At 39.5% G+C, this 24223-nt stretch carries 31 protein-coding genes; 11 read left to right on the forward strand and 20 right to left on the reverse strand.

The features are described from left to right. Positions 1–89 precede the first annotated feature (89 nt). From ACSR9O_RS02805 to ACSR9O_RS02815, 3 genes are all read right to left on the reverse strand, one after another. The gene (locus ACSR9O_RS02805) at positions 90–1634 is read right to left on the reverse strand and encodes a fatty acid--CoA ligase family protein (protein ID WP_230177346.1); all 1545 of its coding nucleotides are present in this window, start codon (positions 1632–1634) and stop codon (positions 90–92) included. A gap of 179 nt (positions 1635–1813) precedes the next feature. Next, positions 1814–2803, reverse strand: coding sequence for a lipoate--protein ligase (gene lplA, locus ACSR9O_RS02810; protein WP_491723869.1), 990 nt, complete (start codon positions 2801–2803; stop codon positions 1814–1816). Positions 2804–2844: 41 nt separating this feature from the next. Then, the gene (locus ACSR9O_RS02815; RefSeq protein ID WP_491723870.1) at positions 2845–3579 is read right to left on the reverse strand and encodes an MBL fold metallo-hydrolase; all 735 of its coding nucleotides are present in this window, start codon (positions 3577–3579) and stop codon (positions 2845–2847) included. A gap of 172 nt (positions 3580–3751) precedes the next feature. Between ACSR9O_RS02815 and yhfH the strand changes: the two genes are divergently transcribed. Further along, entirely contained in the window at positions 3752–3880 is a 129-nt protein-coding gene (gene yhfH / locus ACSR9O_RS02820; protein WP_101224169.1) for a protein YhfH, read from the forward strand. 158 nt (positions 3881–4038) lie between these two features. Here yhfH and ACSR9O_RS02825 read toward each other — a convergent pair whose 3' ends face one another. The 3 genes from ACSR9O_RS02825 to hemE all read right to left on the reverse strand — a co-directional run bounded on the left by ACSR9O_RS02825 (position 4039) and on the right by hemE (position 6950). After that, on the reverse strand, positions 4039–4614 hold the full coding sequence (locus ACSR9O_RS02825) for a TetR/AcrR family transcriptional regulator (RefSeq protein WP_101224170.1): 576 nt from the start codon (positions 4612–4614) through the stop codon (positions 4039–4041). 278 nt (positions 4615–4892) lie between these two features. Continuing rightward, positions 4893–5828 carry a ferrochelatase gene (gene hemH, locus ACSR9O_RS02830; protein ID WP_491723871.1) on the reverse strand — a complete coding sequence of 312 codons (936 nt, stop codon included), beginning with the start codon at positions 5826–5828 and terminating at the stop codon, positions 4893–4895. Positions 5829–5906: 78 nt separating this feature from the next. Next, on the reverse strand, positions 5907–6950 hold the full coding sequence (hemE, locus tag ACSR9O_RS02835; protein WP_491723872.1) for a uroporphyrinogen decarboxylase: 1044 nt from the start codon (positions 6948–6950) through the stop codon (positions 5907–5909). Positions 6951–7221: 271 nt separating this feature from the next. On the opposite strand from hemE, the gene ACSR9O_RS02840 reads away from it, so the two are divergent. Further along, on the forward strand, positions 7222–7737 hold the full coding sequence (locus tag ACSR9O_RS02840) for an antibiotic biosynthesis monooxygenase family protein (protein ID WP_491723873.1): 516 nt from the start codon (positions 7222–7224) through the stop codon (positions 7735–7737). A gap of 175 nt (positions 7738–7912) precedes the next feature. On the opposite strand, the gene ACSR9O_RS02845 is transcribed toward ACSR9O_RS02840, so the two are convergent. Then, complete coding sequence (locus ACSR9O_RS02845) at positions 7913–8536, reverse strand: phosphatase PAP2 family protein (RefSeq protein ID WP_491723874.1); 624 nt, start codon at positions 8534–8536, stop codon at positions 7913–7915. A gap of 92 nt (positions 8537–8628) precedes the next feature. Between ACSR9O_RS02845 and ACSR9O_RS02850 the strand changes: the two genes are divergently transcribed. Further along, positions 8629–9840: a M20 family metallopeptidase gene (locus ACSR9O_RS02850; protein WP_230177342.1), complete on the forward strand. Its 1212-nt coding sequence runs from the start codon at positions 8629–8631 to the stop codon at positions 9838–9840. Positions 9841–9868: 28 nt separating this feature from the next. On the opposite strand, the gene ACSR9O_RS02855 is transcribed toward ACSR9O_RS02850, so the two are convergent. The 4 genes from ACSR9O_RS02855 to ACSR9O_RS02870 are packed head-to-tail and all read right to left on the reverse strand — an operon-like array spanning position 9869 to position 12794. After that, a complete protein-coding gene (locus ACSR9O_RS02855; RefSeq protein WP_260356897.1) occupies positions 9869–10573 on the reverse strand; it encodes an EcsC family protein in 705 nt (234 codons plus the stop codon). Positions 10574–10632: 59 nt separating this feature from the next. After that, complete coding sequence (locus tag ACSR9O_RS02860; protein WP_491723875.1) at positions 10633–10878, reverse strand: hypothetical protein; 246 nt, start codon at positions 10876–10878, stop codon at positions 10633–10635. Next, positions 10850–12058 (reverse strand): ABC transporter permease, encoded by a 1209-nt coding sequence (locus ACSR9O_RS02865; protein WP_491723876.1) that lies wholly within the window; start codon positions 12056–12058, stop codon positions 10850–10852. Before ACSR9O_RS02865 ends, ACSR9O_RS02860 begins: the two co-directional genes overlap by 29 nt. Next, a complete protein-coding gene (locus tag ACSR9O_RS02870) occupies positions 12051–12794 on the reverse strand; it encodes an ABC transporter ATP-binding protein (protein ID WP_101224178.1) in 744 nt (247 codons plus the stop codon). Before ACSR9O_RS02870 ends, ACSR9O_RS02865 begins: the two co-directional genes overlap by 8 nt. Before the next feature lie 659 nt (positions 12795–13453). Between ACSR9O_RS02870 and ACSR9O_RS02875 the strand changes: the two genes are divergently transcribed. The 3 genes from ACSR9O_RS02875 to ACSR9O_RS02885 all read left to right on the forward strand — a co-directional run bounded on the left by ACSR9O_RS02875 (position 13454) and on the right by ACSR9O_RS02885 (position 15887). Beyond that, complete coding sequence (locus ACSR9O_RS02875) at positions 13454–13876, forward strand: HIT family protein (RefSeq protein WP_053534082.1); 423 nt, start codon at positions 13454–13456, stop codon at positions 13874–13876. A gap of 262 nt (positions 13877–14138) precedes the next feature. Further along, positions 14139–15242 carry a 3-phosphoserine/phosphohydroxythreonine transaminase gene (gene serC / locus ACSR9O_RS02880; protein WP_101224179.1) on the forward strand — a complete coding sequence of 368 codons (1104 nt, stop codon included), beginning with the start codon at positions 14139–14141 and terminating at the stop codon, positions 15240–15242. 126 nt (positions 15243–15368) lie between these two features. Further along, positions 15369–15887 (forward strand): tryptophan transporter, encoded by a 519-nt coding sequence (locus ACSR9O_RS02885; protein WP_076367276.1) that lies wholly within the window; start codon positions 15369–15371, stop codon positions 15885–15887. Positions 15888–15983: 96 nt separating this feature from the next. On the opposite strand, the gene yhzF is transcribed toward ACSR9O_RS02885, so the two are convergent. After that, positions 15984–16187, reverse strand: coding sequence for a membrane protein YhzF (gene yhzF, locus ACSR9O_RS02890; protein ID WP_483295870.1), 204 nt, complete (start codon positions 16185–16187; stop codon positions 15984–15986). 286 nt (positions 16188–16473) lie between these two features. Here yhzF and ACSR9O_RS02895 point away from each other — a divergent pair, with 286 nt between their 5' ends. Together ACSR9O_RS02895 and ACSR9O_RS02900 are read left to right on the forward strand one after the other, a co-directional pair. Beyond that, complete coding sequence (locus tag ACSR9O_RS02895; RefSeq protein WP_101224181.1) at positions 16474–16836, forward strand: YtxH domain-containing protein; 363 nt, start codon at positions 16474–16476, stop codon at positions 16834–16836. 190 nt (positions 16837–17026) lie between these two features. Continuing rightward, positions 17027–17605 (forward strand): HTH-type transcriptional regulator Hpr, encoded by a 579-nt coding sequence (locus ACSR9O_RS02900; RefSeq protein WP_034314691.1) that lies wholly within the window; start codon positions 17027–17029, stop codon positions 17603–17605. A gap of 2 nt (positions 17606–17607) precedes the next feature. Here the strand turns inward: ACSR9O_RS02900 and ACSR9O_RS02905 are convergent, their stop codons facing one another. Next, on the reverse strand, positions 17608–17934 hold the full coding sequence (locus tag ACSR9O_RS02905) for a DUF1878 family protein (RefSeq protein WP_101224182.1): 327 nt from the start codon (positions 17932–17934) through the stop codon (positions 17608–17610). A gap of 395 nt (positions 17935–18329) precedes the next feature. Between ACSR9O_RS02905 and ACSR9O_RS02910 the strand changes: the two genes are divergently transcribed. Next, on the forward strand, positions 18330–18716 hold the full coding sequence (locus tag ACSR9O_RS02910) for a DUF3267 domain-containing protein (RefSeq protein WP_491725438.1): 387 nt from the start codon (positions 18330–18332) through the stop codon (positions 18714–18716). Positions 18717–18824: 108 nt separating this feature from the next. Next, on the forward strand, positions 18825–19007 hold the full coding sequence (locus tag ACSR9O_RS02915) for a hypothetical protein (protein ID WP_034314696.1): 183 nt from the start codon (positions 18825–18827) through the stop codon (positions 19005–19007). 111 nt (positions 19008–19118) lie between these two features. Here the strand turns inward: ACSR9O_RS02915 and ACSR9O_RS02920 are convergent, their stop codons facing one another. Continuing rightward, positions 19119–19202 (reverse strand): YjcZ family sporulation protein, encoded by an 84-nt coding sequence (locus tag ACSR9O_RS02920; protein ID WP_061462016.1) that lies wholly within the window; start codon positions 19200–19202, stop codon positions 19119–19121. Between the two features lie 185 nt (positions 19203–19387). Further along, complete coding sequence (locus ACSR9O_RS02925) at positions 19388–19471, reverse strand: YjcZ family sporulation protein (protein WP_083450669.1); 84 nt, start codon at positions 19469–19471, stop codon at positions 19388–19390. 200 nt (positions 19472–19671) lie between these two features. Between ACSR9O_RS02925 and ACSR9O_RS02930 the strand changes: the two genes are divergently transcribed. After that, a complete protein-coding gene (locus tag ACSR9O_RS02930; protein ID WP_101224184.1) occupies positions 19672–20538 on the forward strand; it encodes a peptidylprolyl isomerase in 867 nt (288 codons plus the stop codon). A gap of 55 nt (positions 20539–20593) precedes the next feature. On the opposite strand, the gene ACSR9O_RS02935 is transcribed toward ACSR9O_RS02930, so the two are convergent. The 5 genes from ACSR9O_RS02935 to ACSR9O_RS02955 form a co-directional block, all read right to left on the reverse strand. Next, positions 20594–20776, reverse strand: coding sequence for a sporulation YhaL family protein (locus tag ACSR9O_RS02935; RefSeq protein ID WP_053344914.1), 183 nt, complete (start codon positions 20774–20776; stop codon positions 20594–20596). A gap of 99 nt (positions 20777–20875) precedes the next feature. Next, positions 20876–21814: a 3'-5' exoribonuclease YhaM gene (gene yhaM / locus ACSR9O_RS02940; RefSeq protein WP_101224185.1), complete on the reverse strand. Its 939-nt coding sequence runs from the start codon at positions 21812–21814 to the stop codon at positions 20876–20878. A 168-nt stretch (positions 21815–21982) separates the two neighbouring features. Next, positions 21983–22681 (reverse strand): (2Fe-2S)-binding protein, encoded by a 699-nt coding sequence (locus tag ACSR9O_RS02945; protein WP_260356894.1) that lies wholly within the window; start codon positions 22679–22681, stop codon positions 21983–21985. Beyond that, complete coding sequence (locus ACSR9O_RS02950) at positions 22674–23498, reverse strand: ABC transporter ATP-binding protein (protein WP_101224188.1); 825 nt, start codon at positions 23496–23498, stop codon at positions 22674–22676. The genes ACSR9O_RS02945 and ACSR9O_RS02950 overlap by 8 nt, the downstream gene beginning before the upstream one ends. Before the next feature lie 276 nt (positions 23499–23774). Next, entirely contained in the window at positions 23775–24182 is a 408-nt protein-coding gene (locus ACSR9O_RS02955) for a hypothetical protein (protein ID WP_491723877.1), read from the reverse strand. Between the last annotated feature and the right edge of the window lie 41 nt (positions 24183–24223).

A 24223-nucleotide genomic window follows, 5' to 3' on the forward strand; every position in this document is an offset into this window, starting at 1 on the left:
TTCTCCGATATATTTTATGCAGCTTGATACACTTTGGTTGTACAAAAAAAGGACCATTGCCGGTTATAGGCAATGATCGATCAATGAATTCAGTTTTGCAGTACATGGTTTTTCAAAGAGCGTCGTAAAATTTTACCTGTCGCGTTTTTTGGAAGTTCATCCAAAAACTCAATTTTTGCCGGCACCTTATATTTGGCCAAGTGTTCCATGCAATAGGAAAGCAGTTCTTCCTCGGTCAATGCATTGTTTTTCTTTACCACAAAGCATTTAACCACTTCCCCCTGATTGGGATCGGGAACGCCTATGGCAGCCGCCTCAACTACTTCAGGATGGGCATACAGAACCTCCTCCACTTCACGTGGATAGACATTATAGCCACCGACGATAATAAGCTCCTTTTTACGATCTACAATGAAAAAATAGCCTTCATCATCCATCCTGGCTAAATCGCCTGTATATAACCAGCCATCTTTCAAGACAGCGGCTGATTCTTCAGGCATTTTATAATACCCTTTCATTACATTCGGACCTCTGACAATCAATTCCCCTACCCCATTGATCGGCACTTCTTCTCCAAGCTCATTGACCACTTTGTTTTCCACCCTAAGGATGGAGGTTCCGATGGATCCCGCCTTCCTTGGACGATCCAAAGGATTGAAGCAGGTAACAGGAGAAGCTTCGGATAGGCCATATCCTTCTGAAACCCTGACATTAAATTTCCGCTCGAATGATTCAAGCAAAGACACCGGCATGGCGGATCCGCCCGATATGCAAATGCGTAACGACTTTAAAGCATCTTCTTTCGCATCTGGATATTGGAAAAGAAAGTTATACATCGTAGGCACTCCAGCAAAAACGGTCGCATCATATTTTTTGATTTGCCTGAATATTTCCTTTGGACTGAATTGCGGGACAATTAAAAGCGTACCTCCGCTTATCAATGGGGCATTCACAACTACCGTTAAACTGAAAACATGGAACATTGGCAATGTCGTAATGACACGGTCACTTTCCGTGATTCTTAAATATTCACCAATATCATGTGCATTGGAGTAGATATTGGTATGTGTGAGCATGGCCCCCTTTGGTTTCCCCGTTGTTCCCGAAGTATAGAGTATGATTGCCGTATCTTCAGGATCCAGTTCTGGACCTTTAAAGCCTTCATCCCCCGATTCGATCATTTTTGTAAACGATTTCATTTTTGGGTAGATGTTAAATTTGCTAATATCCCCATTATCAGGCTGCGTTTCACAAATCACATATTGTTCTACGCTTGAGAGAATCGGGTTCATTTTCTCAAGTAAGGGTAAAAGCTTATCTAATGCCACAACAACCTTTACATCGCCATTATTCAGGATATAACCAATCTCGTCAGGTGTGTAAATTGGATTGACGGGAATTACGGTCGCCCCTGCTCGCATAGCTCCATACAACGAAATGATGAAATGTGGAGAGTTGCCTAATAGCAGCGCAATGTTATCACCCTTTGAAACACCAAGCCTATGTAATTCGTCTGCGAACTTCGTAACGGCTTTATCCAATTCCCCATATGAAGTGGATTGATCCATAAAGTAATATGCTGGCTTACCTGCCTTTTTTAAAGCCATTTGATGAAGCTGTTCAGATAAATTCATCTTTCTCCCTCCCCTGCAAATAGCATGAATGAATAGTCATTCATTTTTATGGTAAACTAAATACATTTTTATTATATTAAAAGAATGCGATCACAGCAACAATTTTATCCATATTCCAGCAATTACTGTCATTATCAGGAACAAAAGCCGTCCCATTAAGTCGGGACGGCTTTTCAGGCTTAATATATTAAAGCCAATATTTCTTCTTTCGTTACATTGCCAAAATAATGACGAACATCAATCTCATCTAGTACCCTGCTGATTGCTTCCTTTTCATAGCGTATTCCAGTAAGCTTTTGTTCAATATCCGTAACCTCTCCGACCCCGAAGAAATCGCCGTAGATTTTACAATTTTCAATGATTCCCCTGTTCACTTCAAGGCGGATATCAACAGATCCCACAGGGAATCTTTGTGAGTTTTGCAAGTTGAATTTAGGTGATTTCCCGTAATTCCACTCCCAGTTTTGATATCTTTCTTCCGAGATTTCGTGAATTTTCTCCCAATCCGTCTCGGTTAAAACATACTCTGTTACCTTTCCGCTCTCTTTGAAAATATTTTGCAGAAGGAATGAACGGAATTCTTCAACAGACATCGGTTCTTTTAGGAAATCGGCAATATTACCGACACGGCTTCTTATCGATTTAATCCCTTTGGACTCGATTTTATCTTTTTTCACTTTTAAAGCGGATACAATGTGATCCATTTCTGATTGAAACAGCAATGTCCCATGACTGAACATCCTGCCCTTAGTTGAGAACATCGCGTTTCCCGAAATCTTCTTTCCTTCAGCCAGAATATCGTTACGACCACTCAATTCAGCATGTATTCCTAGTTTCTCGAGCGTTTCCACGACAGGCTGGGTGAATTTCTTAAAGTTATGGAAACTATCCCCATCATCTCTCGTAATGAAGCTGAAATTGAGATTCCCTAGGTCATGATAAACCGCTCCACCCCCGGAAAGGCGGCGAACAACTGTAATGCCATTTCCATCTACATAATCGGAATTGATTTCTTCAATCGTATTTTGATTCCTTCCTATGATGATTGAAGGACGATTAATGTAAAATAGAAGATAGGTTTCATCTATATTTAAATGTTTAAGCGCATATTCTTCGATGGCCAGATTAATTCTTGGATCTGTAATTCCCTTATTATCAATAAAAAGCACAGTTGTTCCTCCTTGTAGACTTCATATCCCCGATGTTTCATTTATAGTTGAAATTCAAGATTGGTTTTGGCTACAGCTATTTCTCTTTTGAATACCTCGGATGCTTCTTTTTTCAGTTGATCAAGATTCCCATAATGCGGGAGGTGAGTTAACAGCAAAAGCTGGACGTCAGCCTTTTCTGCCAGCATGCCCGCTTCCCTTGCCGTCATATGCCCCGCCTTTGACCCATCCATATCACTGTAAAAGTTACTTTCACATAATAAAACATTTGCGTCTTTAGCGAAATCTGCAAGCTCATCCATATATGAACTGTCCCCTGTGTAAACTATCGAATGATTTTCAGCTTCAATCCTCATTGCAAAACACGGTACTGGATGTTTCGTTTTCATGAACGTAAATTTACACGGTCCAATGGTTAAGGGTTGATCAGCAGAGAAAGCTATCCCCTTTGTCACGTCTTTATAAGTTAACTTACCAAATTCGACTTCGTCTAAATCATGACCATAAATAGGAATGATCCTTTTTTCGCTGCCCAATATCTGCTGTATGAACGCAGCGTGCTGCAGTACACCAATATCCGCTACATGATCCGGATGATAGTGGGATAATACAACTGCACCAAGATCCTCCGGCTTCATATGGTTTTGCAGCTGTGATAGAACACCGCTGCCACAATCAAGCAGAATGCGAAAATCTTCATATTCAAGCAAATAGCCGGAACTTGCCTCATTTTTAGCTGGATAACCGCCCCAGCAGCCAATTACGGTGATTTTCATGCTTAGGCACTCCTTTTTTTCTCTCAATGACTTCCCCATTAATATAAACTATTCTTGCCCTTATTTCACCTTTTTTACTTATGTTATAAAACATTCATTGACATTTAAAATCTGTTATAATACAATAAAACCATAGAAAAGCGAATAATAAAAAAATTCAGGAGATGATTTCATGCTTCAAAGTAGCGTTGAGTTCTTTAAAAACCTGCCACCGAAACAATGCACGGAATGCGGAAAAAAAATTGAAGAACAGCACGAATGTTATGGAAACCACTGTGATCATTGCCTATCTGGAGAGTAGTTGTCCTGTGTTTCACCATCCGCTTCCCAAATAGCAGGATGAATTCATATATGGTTCGGTTTCGCAGCTGAAAACCCGAAATAAAAAGAAGAGGTACCGAACGGTATCTCTTCTTTTTATTTCGGGTTCATTGCATTTGAGCAAAAAAAATAGAATTATCACGTAACGGATAATCCTTTGAATAAATATATTTTAAATAGTTCAGCAATTTCCTCTTTCTCTAATGGGGCATGGTTCCTTTCCCAATCAAAAATCAGTGCTAGGTACATCTTTAGCATCAGGAATGCTGTTATCTCTGGATCGCAAGGCTGTATATAGCCCTTATCAATCGCTATTTTTAGTTTTTCCTTAATGTAGGAGACAATGGCTTCTTCCATTTCATTAACCATTTCCTGAACGGCCGGCGTCCCAATTTCGCGCTCTTCCTGAAGAAGTTTCAAAGATAATTGATGTTCCTGCCTGAACTCCAGAATTCGATAAACGGCCCGATGCAGGTTTTCAAAAAAGGAAAGTTGGTCATCCAAAGATTGTTCCGCCTCATATTTCATTTCCTCTATCAACCGCTGAACGATTTCTTTAAACAGCTCTTCTTTATTTTTATAAAAGGTATAAATGGTCCCTTTTCCCACATTGGCAATTTTAGCGACTTGATCCATCGTCGTTGCCTTATATCCAAAAAGTGAAAACGACTTGGTCGCAGCTTCTAAAATTAATTTTTTACGATCAACAGACATTTCCCACCTCAATCCTGACCAAACGGACAAAACAGTCATTATGTTCAACGATATCATACCAAAAATTTTCAGTCTTTTCAATTATATTTTCAATTACTTATAGAAACAATGGCCATCCTCATTACTGGACAGCCACTTTTTCGAGTATTCATTTAAATCACCAAGGTCAAGTAAAAAGAAAGCGGCGCTTTTCCAGTTGTACAACATCTTTCAACTTCACATGTAAATATGTAGAGCACATTGCAAACATTGTTAAACTACTTTCTCCTATTGACTGATCACTTTTCCTGTAATCTGTTTAAAATGATTGTTGCCAAAGCATCGATGAATTCAGGTTTAACATTGGGCATATCCGGCCTATAGTAGCCTGCACCAATCTCTTCCATCACAACCTTACATTCATAATCGTTATCATAAAGGACTTCAAGGTGCTCGGCAACAAAGCCGACAGGAATATAAATGAAAGCTTTATAACCTTTTGCTTGATGAAGATCTCTGGTTAAATCCTGTACATCAGGTCCCAACCATGGTTCAGGTGTTTGTCCAGCGCTTTGCCAGCCTACTGCATAATTGCTAACCCCTGCGCCTTCAGCGATCATGTCTGCCGTTTCTTTCAGTTGATTTGGATACGGATCTCCCGATTGCAGGATTTTTTCAGGGAGGCTATGTGCCGACACAATCAAAGCGAAATTATCGCGTTCTTCCGAGGTCATTTTCCCGATTACTTCTTTTACTTGGTCTACCCAATATTGGATGAATTTTGGCTCATCATACCAGCTTTCAACGGAAGTGATGGTGAGGTTCCCCAATTTAGCTGCTTCATCCTGGGCACGTCCATTATAAGACTTCACGCTGAATGTGGAAAAATGCGGAGCCAATACTATACTGACCGCTTCTTTGATTCCATCTTCATGCATTTGTTTCACTGCGTCTTCAACAAAAGGTTCAATATGTTTCAGTCCAAGATATGCCTTGAATTCAACTTCCTCCTGAACGGAATTCAATTTCTTTTCAAGCGCTTCAGCTTGTCCTGCCGTTATTTTTGCAAGCGGGGATAATCCACCAATCGCTTCATATCTGCCCTTTAGGTCGGCAATCAATTCGTCGCTTGGCCGTCTCCCATGACGAATATGTGTATAATACCTTTCAATATCCTCTTCAGTGTATGGAGTACCATAAGCCATGACTAAAAGGCCCATTTTTTTTCTTGACATGAAGTTACACCTCTTTTAAAGATTTCGTTCTTTTATTGTGCATCCAATAAAGGAGTTTTAGCAAATGGTTCGCTCACCTTACTTCATTTTTGATGAATATTCATGAATGAAAGCAGTCAGCCTCTTCAGTGTATCCGGATTTACGGACGGGAAAACCCCATGACCAAGATTAAAGATGTAGCCGTCCTGCTCCATGCCCTGATCCAGGATCCTTTTCGTCCGTTCTTCTATAACATCCCATGAAGATAATAGCAGGGCAGGATCTAGATTACCTTGTACCGTTTTCTGGATTCCCATTTGTCTTGCTTCTTTAATTGGCAGTCTCCAATCAAGCCCGACTACATCAATCGGAAGATCATTCCACTCAAGTGCCAAGTGACTTGCGCCGACCCCGAACATGATTAGCGGTACATTTTCTTCACGCAATGATGAAAAGATACGAGTCATGATCGGCTTGATGAATACGCGGTAATCTTCAACATTCAAAGCACCCACCCAGGAATCAAAGATTTGGATGGCTTTAACGCCGGCTTTGATTTGCGACTTGACATAGATGATGATCATATCCGCTAACTTATCCATTAATGCAAACCATGCCTTTGGCTCAGTATACATGAAAGCTTTCGTCTTATTGTAGTTTTTGGAGGGGCCGCCTTCAATCATGTATGAAGCAATGGTGAACGGAGCCCCGGAGAAACCGATCAAAGGAACGGACAATTGCTCCGTGGTCAATAATTTAATCGTGTCCAACACATATGGGATGTCTTTCTCTGGATTCAATTCACCTAATTTTTCAACATCTGATACCGATTGGATCGGATTGGATATGACCGGACCGATTCCGGACTTAATCTCAACATCGACACCAATGGCTGGTAGCGGTGTCATTATATCTTTATATAAAATCGCAGCGTCTACATCATATTGCTCGACTGGCAATCTAGTTACATAAGCGCATAATTCCGGCTGATGAGTAATTTCAAAAAGAGAGTACTTCTCTTTCAATTTACGGTATTCCGGCTGTGAACGGCCGGCCTGACGCATATACCAAACAGGCACATGATCCTTTTTCTCTCCTCTCGCAGCTTTTAAGAATGTATCATTCGTAATTTCCTTAGACATTAATATCCACCTTTCAAGCAATCACGTTTCTATTTTTATTCATTACCTACATAGAATATCAGAAGGATGTTGAATTTCAAATCGAATCTCCTTAAACTATAGCTTTTTCTATAATAGAAGTATAGCCAACCTATATATTTGTCAGAAAATCGACGTTTTTATAAATATCTTACCGGTTTACAAGCCTAATGGTTAGTTTGGAAATGGTAAAAGCACTATTCATTGGGTAAAATGGGTATACAGGTTCTATATAGAAATTGGAGGGGAATTTATGAATGTATTCATCACATCAGGCACTTTCGATTTTTTAAAAATCAAAAAAGATAAGCACCCGAATGAAAAAATATTACTTATGCAAAATCCTGACACTGCAGTACTTTTACATGAAACAACAGGTAAAACGATCTTCAGCTCTCCACGTAAGTATGAAGTAGTTGATGGGAAAGGAAACCTTCAGGATCATGGGTATGTAGTCATGAACAATATCCCTGTAAGTGAAGAAGGAAGGCCGGTATTCGAACATCGTTTTAAAAACAGGGCCGGATTCATTGAAAATGAACCAGGTTTCGTCGCACTTCGTGTCCTGCGGCCAATCAATTCTGAAACTTATGTAATTCTAACGATTTGGGAGAAACAAGCTGATTTCCTGAACTGGAAGAATTCCGGTTCCTTTAAGATGGCGCATAACAGCGACTCCAAAGCTCCCGTTACGAATTCCAGCCAGAAGATGTTTTCGGGTGAAGCCTATGTTACTCAATATACATTGGTGAAGGATTCCGAAGAATAATCCATTCTTGCTCAATAAAAGGCCCATCCCCTTAAGGATGGGCCTTTTCATAGTAATGCAGATCGTTATTTGGACGCTAAAAAATCATAAAGACCTATAACAATCCGACAAATTCCTTCTTTATTTCCGGGGAAATACAACGGATATTTACATAAATTTTATCTGAATCCTTTTTTCAAAGTACTCTAGGCCCCAGGAATTTATGCAATTTAAACAAGGTTAAACTATATGCCGCGCCTAATGCATAACCTGCAAAGATATCAGTTGGAAAATGAACCTTCATAGCAATCCTACTGACACCAATTAGCAGAATGAGACAAAAGAAACCGATTCCTAATGCCCATTTCAATGAGTTCCCTTTAATTTCTTTCATGATTAAATAAGCAACCATACTGAAGAAAATAAGGCCCACCATTGCGTGGCCACTTGGAAAACTGAAGCCAGCGGTATCCATCAAATGATTTTCAGGGCGCACTCTTTTCACATGATTTTTTATCCACCCGTTTAACACATCACCCCCAGCAATTCCGATAGAGAAGACGGCCATGGTCCAATAATCCTTCTTTATTATCCACAAATAGAGAACACATAATAAGCTTCCAAAACCAATGAACTTGGATTTCCCAAGATAGGTAATGGTTTTGAAGAAAGTGAACGAAAAAGTATTTTCACCTACCGAAAAAAGTTCCGCAACATATGTATCGAACGCTAAAGCCTCATCACTTTGGACTTCATGCATCAAAAAAAAGAATAGCAACATGCAAAGCAAAACCAAAGCAATCCAGAAATATTTAATCATTATATATCTCTCCTCGAGGTACTTAATATACTTTGGATTATTCAGAATATGATATACTATTTACAATTAATCCAATCATTGGGAGGTGCAAAATGATACAGCGATTACACGATCTTCTAGATGGTTCATATGAAGAAATGGTATCCATCCGGCGTTATCTTCATCAAAACCCCGAGCTTTCTTTTCAAGAAACCCAAACGGCGGCCTTCATCGCCGGATATTATGAAAAACTTGGAATCGAACACCGAACAAATGTAGGCGGTAATGGTGTTATTGCCAAGGTCACAGGCAGTAAGCCTGGTAAAACCGTAGCATTGCGCGCTGATTTCGACGCCTTACCCATTCAAGATGAAAAAGAAGTTCCCTATAAATCTTCCGTACCCGGGGTAATGCATGCGTGTGGACACGATGGCCATACAGCGACACTCCTTGTCCTTGCAAAAAATCTGAATGAACTGAAGGATGAGCTCGAAGGTGAATATATATTTATCCACCAACATGCTGAAGAATATGCTCCAGGGGGTGCCAAACCGATGATTGAGGCTGGCTGCCTTGATGGAGTGGATGTAATTTTCGGCACCCATTTATGGGCAACGGCCCCAACCGGAACAGTCCAATACGCTTATGGACCCCTTATGGCCGCTGCTGACCGTTTTGAAATCACCATTCAAGGGCAGGGCGGGCATGGAGCCCAGCCGCATAAAACCCGTGATGCAATCGTAGTCGGCTCTCAGCTCGTCATGGCCCTGCAGCAAATCGTGAGCCGCCGCCTAAACCCAATAGATTCTGCAGTCATTACCGTCGGTTCCTTTGTAGCAGATAATGCCTTTAACGTCATTGCAGATAAGGCTAAAATAATCGGGACCGTCCGCACATTCAAGGAAGATGTCCGTTCATTCATTAGCGAAGAAATAGAGCGGATTGTTAAAGGAACCTGCATAGCTGCGGACTGCACCTATGAATATCAATACTTTCAAGGTTATCCAGCTGTTATTCCACATGTTGAGGAAACTAAATTCCTCATCGAAAGCACTGAGTCGGTCAAGGAAGTTTTGATTACAGAGGAAATTGACCCGGATATGACAGGTGAAGATTTTTCTTATTATTTACAAAATGTAAAAGGTACATTCTTCTTTACGGGAGCCAGGCCAAAAAATGAACATACATATCCGCATCATCATCCTTTGTTTGATATTGATGAAAATGCGATGCTCATTGCAGCCAAAATATTAGGCACTGCAGCGGTAACTTATCACAATAAGAAACAATCATCCCAAATGGTGAATGAATCTTTATTGCGGTAATGGTGAAGGGACGGGTTACCCCCGTCCCTTACTCTTTAAGAAGTCTGATTCGGTAACAATTGACAGCCGTTTCCCCAAGATGTTCCAACAAATGATGGTTGGCATATCCACCGACAGCTGCCCCAATACCTGGAACGAGCTGGAACATTTTGATGACATCGATGTGATCGCGATATTCCTGCTGAAATTCTTGCCAGTCTATTTCCGGCCATTTCCCTGAATCCCATTCCTCTATTACCTGTAAAGTTTCCAATTTCTTCTCCTCGCTTGAAAATGCGATCTGGAAGATATGGAGAATGAATAATCGTTCCTCATATTTATTTGGATCGAAACCGTATATACGGGATAGTTCGAATAATAATTTCATCTTGATGCTAAGCAGTAATGGGAAATCAGCCAATCCAATTAAAAGCCCTGCCGCTCCGGTTCCCACACCTTCTATAACGGCCGTTTTCCGATATGCCGTTACAGTTTCCGCAACCCACTCTTCTTTTTGCTGCAAGGATAGTAGCACTACATTTTTTTCTTTAGACATATATTTAGAACCTGATAATACGGCCTCTATCATCCCTTTAATACTATCAGTAATCATTTTGTGCACTCGGTCTGGAATATAACTATTCAATTTGATCTGCGCCTTTTTGGACATCCGCTCAAGCCTGCCAGATTTCTTGGCTACTTTCTTTTTCCATGATATTAGTTCCGAAAATGCCTTTTGTTCATATTCATCCATTCATTTAACACCTCCGTTAAATATGTATATACCCCCTACGAGGCTTTTATTTTCAATTTTCATAAAATCAACTGAAACGTTTTTTTTGAGGGTTTGTAAAATTCGAACGTTGTTTTCCACTCCAGGCACTCGCTTTCCGCGGGCGGTCCGGGAGCCTCCTCGGCGCTCTTTGCGCCGAGGAGGCTCGGCAGACAGTCGGCGGAAAGGGAGAAGATTTCTGAAATCAACTGAAACATTAATAAAGAAAAAGCTGATTTTTTGAAAATCAGCTTCTGCTTAAAAGTTTTTAATTTTCTTTGCTGCATAGATTTTAAAACCGAATATGAAAACAAACCCCATTGCCAAGGCGGCTAAAGCGGACATCCATTCCCCTTTCACTAGCAGGACCAAACTGAAGACAAGGTCCTCAAATAATAGGAAATAGGAAATTAGCTTTATGACCGCAGATTCTCTCATTTTTGCTGGCAATGGATATAGTGAGACCCATACTTTCCATTCATGAGCCTTCCAAACCGGCAGCAGTTGCAGGGCTGTCATGAATAGGAACATGAACGTTACAATCAAATGTGCCCATATGTTAGTGAATACACTTAAAATCACGGATCCAATGATAGTTAAACGCAAACAAAGGCCCACATAATCATTGGATCGCAGCAGAGTACGGGCGTAAAGATAGGTATAAGTTGATTTATCACCATACGGAATGAGTGATAATAGCCAGTCCATCCATTTCCTTCTCGCTACCTTCCCTTTCAAATGAGGAACATCTGTAAACATGTTCGCTATTCGATAGAAAGAATTCATCCGTTTGTTCTCCAGTTCCACCAGCCGTTCCCACTTCAGCACAAAACCTTTAGTTGCGCTTCGGTAATACATGTAAAGACCTAACAATAATAAGAAGGTTATAAGTGCAAACAGTATATTTGCCCTTGAACAGATGAAATAAAGAATCACTCCATTAAGTAAAAAGCGGATGAGAGAATCCCAATGGCTCACTGATGTATCCTGATATTTCAATACCAGCCAGCGCATGGTTAAATTCAAAAACTTCAAAATAAGCAATACGACCAGGATAATTCCAAGGTCCTTACCTCCTGCCCCCGTAACTTTCGAATACATCGGTATCGATGCAATCAGGACAACAAGAAGAATAAAGCCTTGCATGACCCAGCTTAATATCAGTGAATTCTTGAAATAGCTTCTCAACTTCGTTTCAAGCGGAAGCAGGAATACCGTATCGGGTTCTTTCAAGAAAGTATTTATCGGGTTTCTGGTTACAATGATCGATAAAACTAAGGCCATGATCAATTCAGCAGGGAAATCACTGTTTAACGTCTTTACCCAATCACTGTAATAATATGCCAAACCACCTAGAACCAATACCATGACAAAAACAAGATGGCCATTAAAAATATAACGAAGATATTTTTGCGTTTCATTTATATAGCCTAAATATCTTTCCTTCCAGAGATTTTGACTATTCATGACCGATTTCTTCTTTCGTCAATTGGATATATAAATCGTCCAGAGTTGCCCCCGGCATGGAAAATTGTTCACGAAGCTGCTCAAGATTGCCTTTTGCCCGAATTTCTCCATTATGCAATATGATGAAAGAATCACAATACCTCTCGGCTGTCGCCAGTATATGTGTAGACATTAAAATTCCCGCACCGCTCTCTTTCATCTTCCTCATCAAGTCAAGCAAGGATTGAATGCCTAATGGATCAAGACCCACGAATGGTTCGTCGACGATATATAAAGACGGCTGCACTAAAAAGGCGCACATGATCATGACCTTTTGCTTCATTCCCTTTGAAAAATGTGCCGGGAACCATTTAAGCCTTTTCTCCATATGGAATTCCTTTAACAGAACGTCCATCCTTTCTTTATATGTGGCTTCCGCCAAACCATGTGCCATGGCCGTAAGCTTTAAATGCTCCTCAAGTGTAAGCTCATCATACAGAATTGGCGTTTCTGGAACATAAGTGAATTGTTTACGATATGTATCCGGGTCCTGGGCAAGTGTTTTACCATGAATCGAGACACTTCCGCCTTTCGGCTCCATGAGTCCGATGATATGTTTGATTGTCGTACTTTTCCCAGCCCCGTTGAGCCCAATTAACCCTACTAGCTCATTTGGCTGAATTTCAAAACTTATTCCTTTTAAAACGGGCGTTTTCGTGTATCCGCCCACTAATTGCTTTATTTCCAATAAGGACATATAAACGATCCTTTCTATATAGAGGTTCTTATTTCCATTTTATCAAATTCTCCTGCTTTTATATAGTCGAGTGTTTCCGGAACTAAATTTCCATAAATAACTAATTATATTTCTCCTCCTTTGTGGTCATCATAATTAAGGAAGAAGGGGTTAGTCATTACGTGTGATTCACATCATATTGTAAATGAGGTGTCAGTTAAAGACGTATTACACTGAAATACCCATAAGATTTATTACAAATGATTCACATCATATTGTAAATGAGGTGTCAGTTAAAGACGTATAACTGAATTAAACCAGAAGCTTCATAAAAAAAATCGTTTCGAGCAAGGAGATGGTTCTCTTGCACGTAAAAGCAGAAAAATCATTCAATAATTATCAATTATGCTTTGAAAGTTGATGAAACTTTAAAGATATAGGAGATGGTTGCTTTGAATGGAAAATCTCTAATCAGATAATAACCGTATTTTACTAAAATGTAGATGAGGTGTTTGTCGCAGAGAATTTATGCTAATGCGAATTTTGAAGCAAAACCCCCTTTTTCGACAGGCAGGGTGCAACTTAATGTTGCATCCTGTTTTTATGATTTTTCCTTTTCTCAAGGATTCAAGCTATGGTACGATTAACCAAATACATTAACTTTTAAAGGAGCGTTTTTAATGAGTGATTGCATATTTTGCAAAATAATCGACGGGGAAATTCCAAGCAGTAAAGTTTTCGAAAATGAACATGTATTGGCCTTTCTCGATATCAGTCAAGTAACAAAAGGCCATACACTGGTAATACCTAAAGTACATAAGGAAAATCTTTATGAGTTGACACCTGAGATTGCCAAGAATCTTTTTGAAGTGGTACCGGAAATTGCCCGCGCCATGAAACAGGAATTCCAACCTGTAGGCCTGAACCTTTTAAACAATAACGGGGAAGCTGCAGGACAGTCCGTTTTCCATTTTCACATGCATTTAATTCCACGGCATGGGGAAGGTGACGGCTTTGGGGCAGTTTGGAAAACGAATACCAGCGACTATACACCAGATGACCTGAAACAAATCGCTGACTCCATTGCACAGCATTTAAAATGAACTGCTGGCACATGATGGTTTCTTTCTCCTTTCTTAATATCTTTTTAAAAGAATCGAACTTAAGCACGCTTGTTGCATGAAAAAACCAATGATCCTAATTTGGTCCTCACTTTAAAGTGCAGGACCTTTTTTACTTTGGCCTATCATTAAAATGGATTGTCACTTAAAATTCTAAATTTTCCTCCTATTGAATTTAGTTTTCTGGTAGGATATATGAATAGTCTCAAATACTTTATCACATAGTCGCATAGGAGGAAAAAAATTGAAACGTGCACGCAATTTTAACGCTGGGCCAGCCGCCCTTCCCTTAGAAGTTTTACAAAGAGCCCAAAACGAATGGTTGAATATTGAGGATTCCGGTATGTCCGTCATGGAATTAAGCCATAGAAGTTCGGAATTCGAAAAAATTCATAACCATGCCATCCAATCATTAAAAGACCTTATGGAAATTCCTGAGAATTATGAAGTTCTCCTGCTGCAAGGAGGAGCAAGTCTGCAATTCTCCATGATTCCCATGAACATTTTGAATGATGGAAAAAGGGCAGATTATGTCCTCACTGGTTCTTGGTCGGAAAAAGCATTAAAAGAAGCCAAAAAGGTTGGTGAAACGGCCGTAGTCGCTTCATCCAAAGATGAAAAATATACGTTCATCCCTAAAGTCGAAGATATCAAATTGAATGATGATGCTGCATATCTTCATATCACAAGCAATAATACGATTTACGGAACACAGTGGAAAGATTTCCCGGAAACAGGCAACATTCCTTTAGTAGCCGATATGTCAAGTGATATTCTCAGCAAAAAGATTGATATTAGTAAATTCGGCATCATCTATGCAGGTGCACAAAAGAATCTAGGTCCGTCTGGAATCACTGTCGTAATCATCCGTAAAGACTTAATAACGGATAATGACAAAATCCCGTCCATGATGAACTATTCTATCCATTCAAAAAATAAATCTTTATACAACACTCCTCCGACATTGGCCATTTACTTATTGTCCCTTGTGTTGGATTGGGCAAAAGAACAGGGCGGCGTGGAAAAGATTGCTGAGATCAATGAAGAAAAAGCAAAAGTCATTTACGATGCCATTGACGGCAGTGATGGTTTTTATAAAGGCCATGCCCTACCGGACAGCCGTTCATTGATGAATGTAACGTTCACGCTTCCGTCAGAAGAAGCTGAAGCACAATTCCTTAAAGAAGTGAAGCAAGCAGGATTCGTAGGACTGAATGGTCACCGTTCCATCGGCGGCTGCAGAGCTTCCATCTATAATGCGGTCCCTCTTTCCCATTGCCAGGACCTTGCTGATTTCATGAAGAAGTTCCAGGAGTCGTATAAAGCGAAGGAAGCTCAAACCCTATAAATCAAACAAATATGACTTCTAAAAAAATAGGTCTTATGATATACTATTTTAAACTTCTTGCAACAGGCAATAGTGCATTGTTGAAGAAAAAATGTTAGTTGAGATGAGAATAGGAGAGATGAGTAAATGAAAACGAAAACCCTTGTGTCACTGTCCCTATTAATCGGGATTGGGGCTGCCCTGCATTTTATCGTACCTGGATTCTTCCTTGGAATGAAACCGGATATGATGCTGTTGATGATGTTTTTGGCGATTACCCTGTTTCCCGCGAAGAAGAATGTATTCATTGTCGCCCTGGCTGCTGGAGCCATCTCTGCCATGACAACTACATTTCCTGGAGGACAGATTCCAAATATCATAGACAAATTGGCAACAGCCTTTCTGTTTTACCTTTTATTCATCAGTCTTAAGAAGTTTTCAACATCCGTTGTCACCGTTAGTATCTTGACTGCCGTAGGAACAATGATTTCCGGCGCTGTCTTCCTTGGTTCGGCATATTATATCGTTTCCCTTCCAGGGCCTTTCGTTGCACTTTTCGGCGCTGTTGTACTTCCTGCCGTACTGTTAAATACAGTTGCGATGGTCATCATTTATCCAATTGTGAACGGCATTGTTAGAAAATCAAATATACCCATTAATGCATAAAGCGGGATCATCATACCTTAAAAAGCACCGGAATGTCCGGTGCTTTTTTTCCAATCTTATGAATCTGGAATTCTAGTCACAATCATCCTCCAATGATCAATGAATCAATATCCACATAAACCAAATGAAAAGCAGTAAAGCCCCAGGGAGACCCATTGCGAAGGCTCTAGCCTGGAGCACCCTCTTGGGCGGATAGATGCCAGGAGTTTTTGCTTGCCTTAGAAAATACCCCATTCCGCACAGGCATATCAGGCCTAATAAAAAAATGATTTTCATTATTAACCCACCAGTGCCATCCATGTTCCGACAGCTTGTTTTTATTATCTATATGCTGCTCTTCCCTTTATATGTAGCATTATTAATAAAGCTTCAAGTTATTTTTAAATATTATATATTTACTCTCTAAGTTTAAAAAAATATTTTTGTGATATAAAGATAAAATGGTCGATTCTCTTCCATAAGGATGAAAATTATGGTATTTTGATATCAATAGTATTTCTCTCCCTATTTATCATAATTTCCAATTGATGCAGCAGGGATTCAGACCATGGAAAGCGAAAACATATTATAAAATGAGGTGATCCTAATGAAAGCAAAATCATTACTAATTGGCTTTTTGACCGGAACAGTAGTAGCTGGTGCGGCAACCTTACTTTCAACACCGAGTTCAGGTAAAGACCTACGGACCCGCATCAAAACGAATACCGACGAAATTAAGAATACAATTGATGAGTTAAAGGTAAAAATGCTAAATATTAAAGATGACACGATGGAAGCTTCACAAATCAGCAAAGAAACGGTAAAAACGTTCATTTCGGATGTTCAGGTGGTCATCGAGAGCTGGAAGCGGGAAATCGAGCCCAATAAGAATGAATTATTGAAGAACGTTCAGGAAATTGAAAATTCATTGAAAGAATTGGAAGCGGCAGCACCTACTTCTAAAAATTAATAGCTGGCATCGACACACAAGCTTGATTCTCCATTTTTCCCAATAAATTACATGGTTTATTGGAGAAGAATGGAGAATTCATTAAAAAAACTAAAATTTTCTAAAAATTTTGCAAATATTTATCTTTATTAATTTTTATTTTATTGTCATAATAAATATATAGAATCTTATAAGTAGGTGAGCCCATAATATGCAGAATAAAAATTATTCTATGAAAGAAGCAATGATTTTTAGTCAACGAATTGCACAATTAAGCAAAGCATTATGGAAATCAATTGAAAAAGATTGGCAGCAATGGATCAAGCCCTATGATTTAAATATCAATGAGCACCATATCCTTTGGATTGCCTACCATCTTAATGGCTCTTCCATTTCAGATGTTGCAAAATTTGGGGTCATGCATGTTTCTACGGCATTTAATTTTTCAAAAAAATTAGAGGAACGCGGGTACTTAACATTTTCAAAAAAAGAAAATGACAAAAGGAATACCTATATAGAGATCACAGCGGAAGGTGAAAAAATCCTACTTGACTTAATGGAGACATATGACCCAAGTAAGAACTCTGCTTTCTCGGGTGCACTCCCACTGCGTGAGCTTTATGGCAAGTTTCCGGATATGATTGAAATGATGGCCATCATCCGAAATATATACGGTGAAGACTTCATGCAAATCTTTGAACGATCCTTCGATAACATCGATCAGGAGTTTACTGACGTGGAGGGTAAAATCACAAAAAAAAAGATAGAGAAAGAAACTGAGCCAGTTTAATCTCATACTCTATCCATTTCCTTCATGAATGATACATATAACCCCTGTGCGAGGCATGCATCAATGCATTCCTTTGTGGTTATTTTTGGATTAACCTTTCTTTCAAATTGATTAAAAAGCGGTCGAAAGTTCATATACCCTTCCGCTTTTTCTATTTCATAGCGTTTGCTCAAGATATCACATGTTTCCAATAATTCTTCCGCTTCCTTCTTCGTGAAATTTTTTTCCACAAATAGATAGTCCAACTTGGCCTCCGGATTGCGTATAAGGTTCAACAAAAGCCGTTGATGAAAACGGAGTATTTCTATTTCTTCATTTATATTTTTCATACATCACTAATCCCCAATCGATCATTCAATTTAACATAAAAGCTTATAACCAATTTTTGATTTTTCACACTCAGTAATCCTTCTTATCCCTGGTTCAGAACCTGGCATGAATTGCCCTTAGCCATGCTTACACACTAAAGTGATTTTATCTTAAATTTAATCCAAGAATTTCATTGCTTTTTCCACCCATTCATCGTAATGTATGTAAGTAAATTCAACAGCTTTGGAGGGCTGATTTCGAAATGAATTCGTGGAAAACAATTGACGTGGCAAAACAATATGGGAATTGCCGTCTGCTCTTTTTTTCAGTTTTTACTATATTGATGTCTTTTGTTCTGATCTATACATTATTTAGTGTCTTTTCAACCCATGTTATTTTGTATGGCGATCAAACAATGGTATTTTTTAGCCTATTGCTCTTATTATATCCTGTTCACAAACTATTACACTATTTACCGTTACGATTATTATGTAAAAAAGTAAAAACTTCTTGGTCCTTGAAGTGGAACGTTGTGCTTACATGCAGAGTCAATGTGCATGATCCGATTCGAAAGCATCTTTATCTCTTGACCCTTGTGTTGCCTTTCTTCATTATGTCGGCCATATTGATTGGTTGTGCCCTTAGCTTTCCGCATTACATCCATTATTTCACTATTTTATTATCTCTGCACACCGGATTATGCGTATCGGATTTTATTTATATAAAAAATCTGGTTGGTTCCCCAAGGCATTCTTTTATCGAGGAACATCTCGAAGGATACGATATACTTATTCAAAAGTGATTTCTTATTTATCCATAAAGATACCTGATAAGATTTTTAGGTATCTTTTTTCATTATAATTTGGTATCGTATTTATACATGATGTTTTGCAAGGAGGGATTTTAGGTTTTGATCTCGTTCTGGTTTATTATTTTTGCTATTTTGATCCTTTATAATATTAATAGAATGACAAACTCTTTATGCATTCAAAAGGAAATTGCTGAAGACCGGCAGCCTAAAGTATTCAGGACCATTAATGTATTAATTACTATTATGTTATTATCCTCCTATATTGAAATTTTGTATACGTAGAGATGAGCAACAAATGATGACCATCATTTGTTACATACATTGGTGATACCCGGAGCATTATCCACATAAAGAAAAAGGGCGAAGCAACAGCTTCGCCTTTTGTTTATGGGCTTATAACCAAGAAGCTCCAATGATGATTAACAGGATGAAAAGAACGACAATTAGAGCAAAGCCTCCACCTATTCCTCCAGACATTGATCTTCCTCCTTTCCATTCTTAAGTAATAGTATCTTCATGCACACTCTTATATCCGCCAAAAGGAATCCATTCCTTTCCTAGCTTGAGAATCACTTCAATCTTTTTTGTTGAGCGGCTACCCTATCCTATTCAACTCCATGGCAAAAGGAGTGGGCTCTTTCCATTATTAATTTTGCAGCCGATTAGCAAAAGGCTGCTCCTACAATTATTAATAAAATGAATAACACCACTAACAAAGCGAAGCCCCCGTTAAATCCATTACCCATTATGCTACCCCCTTTTGTTGTCCTCGATTTATCATATGTAATGGATTAATATCTGGGTAGGCGAACACCCATATTTCAAAAAATTCTTATTCATGCACCAATATATTATTTTTTGTAAAGTAACCAGAATATGTTATAGTTAATTTTGTGGAAATACGAAAAAATAGCAAACAAGAAACTTATAACTAGGAGTTGTTTTTATGAAGAAGTGGGCATTATCGATTGCTGTTACTGCAGGGCTGATCGGACTTACAGCATGCAACAGCGACAAGGAAGCAGTCGTTGAAACTAAAGCGGGGGATATAACTAAAGAAGAATTTTACAATGTAATGAAAGACCGTTATGGTGAAACCGTTCTTCAAGAACTTGTTTATGAAAAAGTTCTTTCTGAAAAATATACAGTAACGGATAAAGAAGTTAAAGCTAAAACGGACGAACTTAAAGAGCAAATGGGTGAAAACTTCGAAACGGCCCTTGCCTCTTCCGGATATAAGAGCGAAGATGATCTTAAACGTGCACTTAAAATCGGCATGCTTCAAGAAAAAGCAGCCGTTGCCGATATAAAAGTTAAAGAAGCTGATGTGAAAAAAGCTTATGAAGACTATAAACCGCAAATCAAAGCGAGACATATTCTAGTGGAAGACCAAAAAACAGCCAACGAAGTTAAAGCTAAATTGGACAAAGGCGAAGACTTCGCTAAACTTGCAAAAGAATATTCAACAGACACAGGCACAGCTGAAAAAGGCGGGGAGCTAGGCTGGTTCGGACAAGGTGAAATGGTTCCTGCATTTGAAGAGCAAGCTTACAAAATGAAGAAAGATGAAATCAGCAAGCCGATTAAATCCGATTATGGCTACCACATCATCCAACTTCTTGATACAAAAGAAAAAGAATCATACGAAGATATGAAAAAAGATCTTGAATATGATTTGAAAGTCGCTCAAATTGACCAAACTAAAGTTCAGGACATTTTGAATTCAGAAGTCAAAAAAGCGGACGTGAAGATTAAAGACGAAGATCTAAAAGATGCAATCACTTCCGGTGACGCAGCCAATGCTGAAAAATAATTGAATAGTAAAAAGCGACAGGACTTTGCCTGTCGCTTTTTTTTCATGGTTCGAGCTATGCTCCCTGATTTATATCCTTTTTACGCCTCTCGCGCTCTTCTTCCATGCGTTCAATGTACTTCTGACCTTCCTTCTCAATCCAAGCATCATCTATGAGGCGTTCCTGCCTAGCTGTCCAAATTGACATGACTGCACTGACGATTATCCCAATAAACACGAACCAGATCCAAATTGGCATGTCCATTCCCTCCCAAAAAATCTACTATTCATTTACTAGAGAATATGCGCGAACAAATAAAATATGCTTCTTTCTCCATCGAGAAAGAAGCATATTTCATTAAAATGTTGGTTTATAGAATGAACGATTATCGAGTGCGAAAACTCTTTCCGTAAATTCACCCGGTTTCACTTTTTCCAAGGCCCGGTCCATCATATTTATCTTGGCATCCATATTATCAATATAATGCAGCACTTCCGCTTCCCTAACCATTGGCGGCTTGGGACTGCCCCACTCAGCTTTACCATGGTGGCTTAGTATCAGGTGCTTAAGAATCATGATTTCTTCCGCTTCAATGCCCAATTCCTCTGCAGCTTTACCGACTTCATTCACCATGATGGTGATGTGCCCCAACAAGTTCCCTTCCACTGTATAAACAGTCGAAACAGGTCCAGATAGCTCATGTACCTTTCCAAGGTCATGCAGAATGACTCCTGCATACAAAAGATCCTTATTGAGCGAAGGATATAGGGTTGAAATGGCCTTAGCCAGCCCTAGCATCGATACAACGTGATAGGCCAGTCCCGACATATACTCATGATGGTTCTTGGTAGCAGCAGGAAACGTCAGGAATTCATTCTGATATTTTTTAATGAGGTGCCTAGTCACCCTTTGGATATTCGGATTCCTCATTTCAAAAATGAATTGAGTGATGGTTTCCATCATTTCTTCCTGACTTAAAGGCGCCGTTTGAATTAAATCGGCTTTCGTGACCCCATCAGTATCTGAAGTAATTCTAATGTTACGGATTTTCAATTGGCTGCGTCCTCGATAATTCTGGACTTCCCCTTGAACTTTCACCGTAGCTTCCGCACTGTATGTTTTCTCATCAACCTCGGAAACATCCCATAGCTTTGCCTCGATCTCCCCGGTTTTATCGCACAAAATCAATGTTAAAAACGGCTTTCCATTACTTGCCACCGCTTTTGTGCTCGTTTTAATGTACATATATATATCTACTACTTCACCAATTCCGTAGTGTATGATCCCATTTCCCATGCGACTGCCTCCGTTCAATTAAATATCAACATTATAACATACCCATCTCGTTAATGCGTTTAGTTTTCGATAATAAGTGATGGACAATGGACAGGCTGACCTTCTCTCTTATCACTCCACAAAAAAACCAGGCTTGACCCCAAGCCTGGCTCTCCAATCAAATCTATTTCAACAATTTTTGTTCGGACAATACGCGCACTTGTCCTGGCCGTCAATTCGGTAATATAAACAGCATGTCACCCGTTTATAAGGATTCATGGACTCCGGAACACTTTTTTCCCCAATGAATCGTTTAAAGGGGGAACGCAGTTCAATATTCAGCCATACTTCATCTTCAAGCAGTTTTTCAATGTCCTTTTCAACTCGCGTCTTTATATCAGTCTGCTTCAATAACTCACTATACATCCATACCGTATAGCTCCAAATATTTTCCCAGAGTACTAGTTTTGATATTTTAGCGGTTCCGGAAAAGAAGCGAATGGCATCAGCACCAAAGCTGCTCAATATGGAATGGAGGGCAGAAGGGCTTTCCTTTTCCGAGACATTGCTCCAACTGTTAGTTTTCAGTAAAAAGTTCGGGAGCCAATGTTCATCTTCCTGATCATCCAAAACACCAATATCCAGAAGTCTGCCTTCCCAGATAAGCCGATGTTTGCTTAACATGTAAAATTGTGCCGTGACAAAAAAAGCATAGCGTCTGAACCACATTGAAATGGCTACCCCTGACGTTTCCGCCCCAGTCCGGGCTTGTGCATACTGAATAAGTTCATCAGCATGATTGAAGGTCTTGGAAACTTTGGCCTCATCTCGGAAGGATATGCGATATCCTTGCAGCTCTTTTTCCATGGATGGTGTGAGTTTATGCATTGGCCAGCGCTTTTACCTGACTTTGGGCGTAGCGGCCTTTACCAAACGGGACGCACATGGGACTGCCGAAAATTGGATCAAAGGATATTTGGCAGTCCATGCTGAATACATGCTGTACCAATTCAGGGGTGATGATATCCTCTGGCCGGCCTTGAGCGTGTATCGCCCCATCTTTAAGTGCCACCAGATTATCCGCATAACGGCAAGCTAAATTCAAATCATGAAGCACCATCACGATCGTTCTGTTCTCAAACTCATTCAAGTCGAACAATAAGTCCAAAATCTCGATTTGATGGGTCATATCAAGATATGTAGTCGGCTCATCCAATAATATGATGTCCGTATCCTGAGCCAGCGTCATGGCTATCCATGCCCGTTGCTTCTGGCCTCCCGATAATTCATCGACTGCCTGATCCTTTAAATCGGTCAGGTTCGTTGCTTCGATCGCCTTTTGAACTTTTTCTTCATCCACGGAACTCCACTGTTTCAACCAACTTTGATAAGGATATCTTCCTTGTTTAACAAGCTGATATACTGTAAGCCCTTCAGGGGCAACCGGGGATTGTGGAAGAATCGCCATCTTTCTTGCTACATCCTTCGATGACATGGTCGAAATCGCTTTGCCTTCGAGCAAAACTGAGCCGGATTGAGGTTTTAACAATCGGGCAACAGACCTTAGAAGTGTTGATTTTCCACATCCATTAGCACCGATGAATACGGTGATTTCCCCTTTGGGTATTTCTATATTCATATCATTTATAATTAATTTATCACCATAACCGAGCGATAAAGACTGTGTGTTAATAGCTGGTCGCATTAAAATACTCCCCTTTTAGTCTAATAATACCAGTTTAATGAAAATGATTCTCACTGTCAATCTTAAAAAAGAATATAAACCAAAAACTCCATGTCCCATTCCTGTTTGATTCATTAAAGTGAATGCTCTTTTAAAGATATGAAGCTTCCTTTGGAAACATTAATGCCATTTTCCCATACCATGCATGTAGCTTCCCGATTCATCAGTGCGTGCTTCTCCGCTGGACTAGCCTCTTCTCCATTTAGGGAAAAAAAAGCCCTCCATATGGAGAGCTTTTTAACCTACCAGCAGGCGATTTGTACAATGTGCCAAGGATTCATCCCTAATGAAGGTAAATAAATCCTGATCGATAAAAGGAATTAATCCTTCTGCAATATTCCATGCATTGACCTCTATTTGATAAAGGATTTCTAATTTTCCTGTACTGTGTAGCTCCTCACTAAGCACAGCGAGATCAGGGTCTGATGCGTGGCCCATCTCATGTGTAAGGATCACCCATGTATATTCCTCAAGCCTTGCAAGCGAGCCTAGGGAGCGCTCACACTGAATTTCGATATCTCTCTCATATAAAGTGATGCTATGTCCTTTGGCGGAATATTTTCCCCCAACACACCGTTTACCAGGAAACTCCTTTTCGATGATTAACTTCAAAGAAGAATCATGGTGGCTTACAAACTCATTCATATTCAATGACTTCACTCTCTTTATCTATAGTTTAAAACCCA

This window comes from Peribacillus sp. B65, from assembly GCF_058513295.1.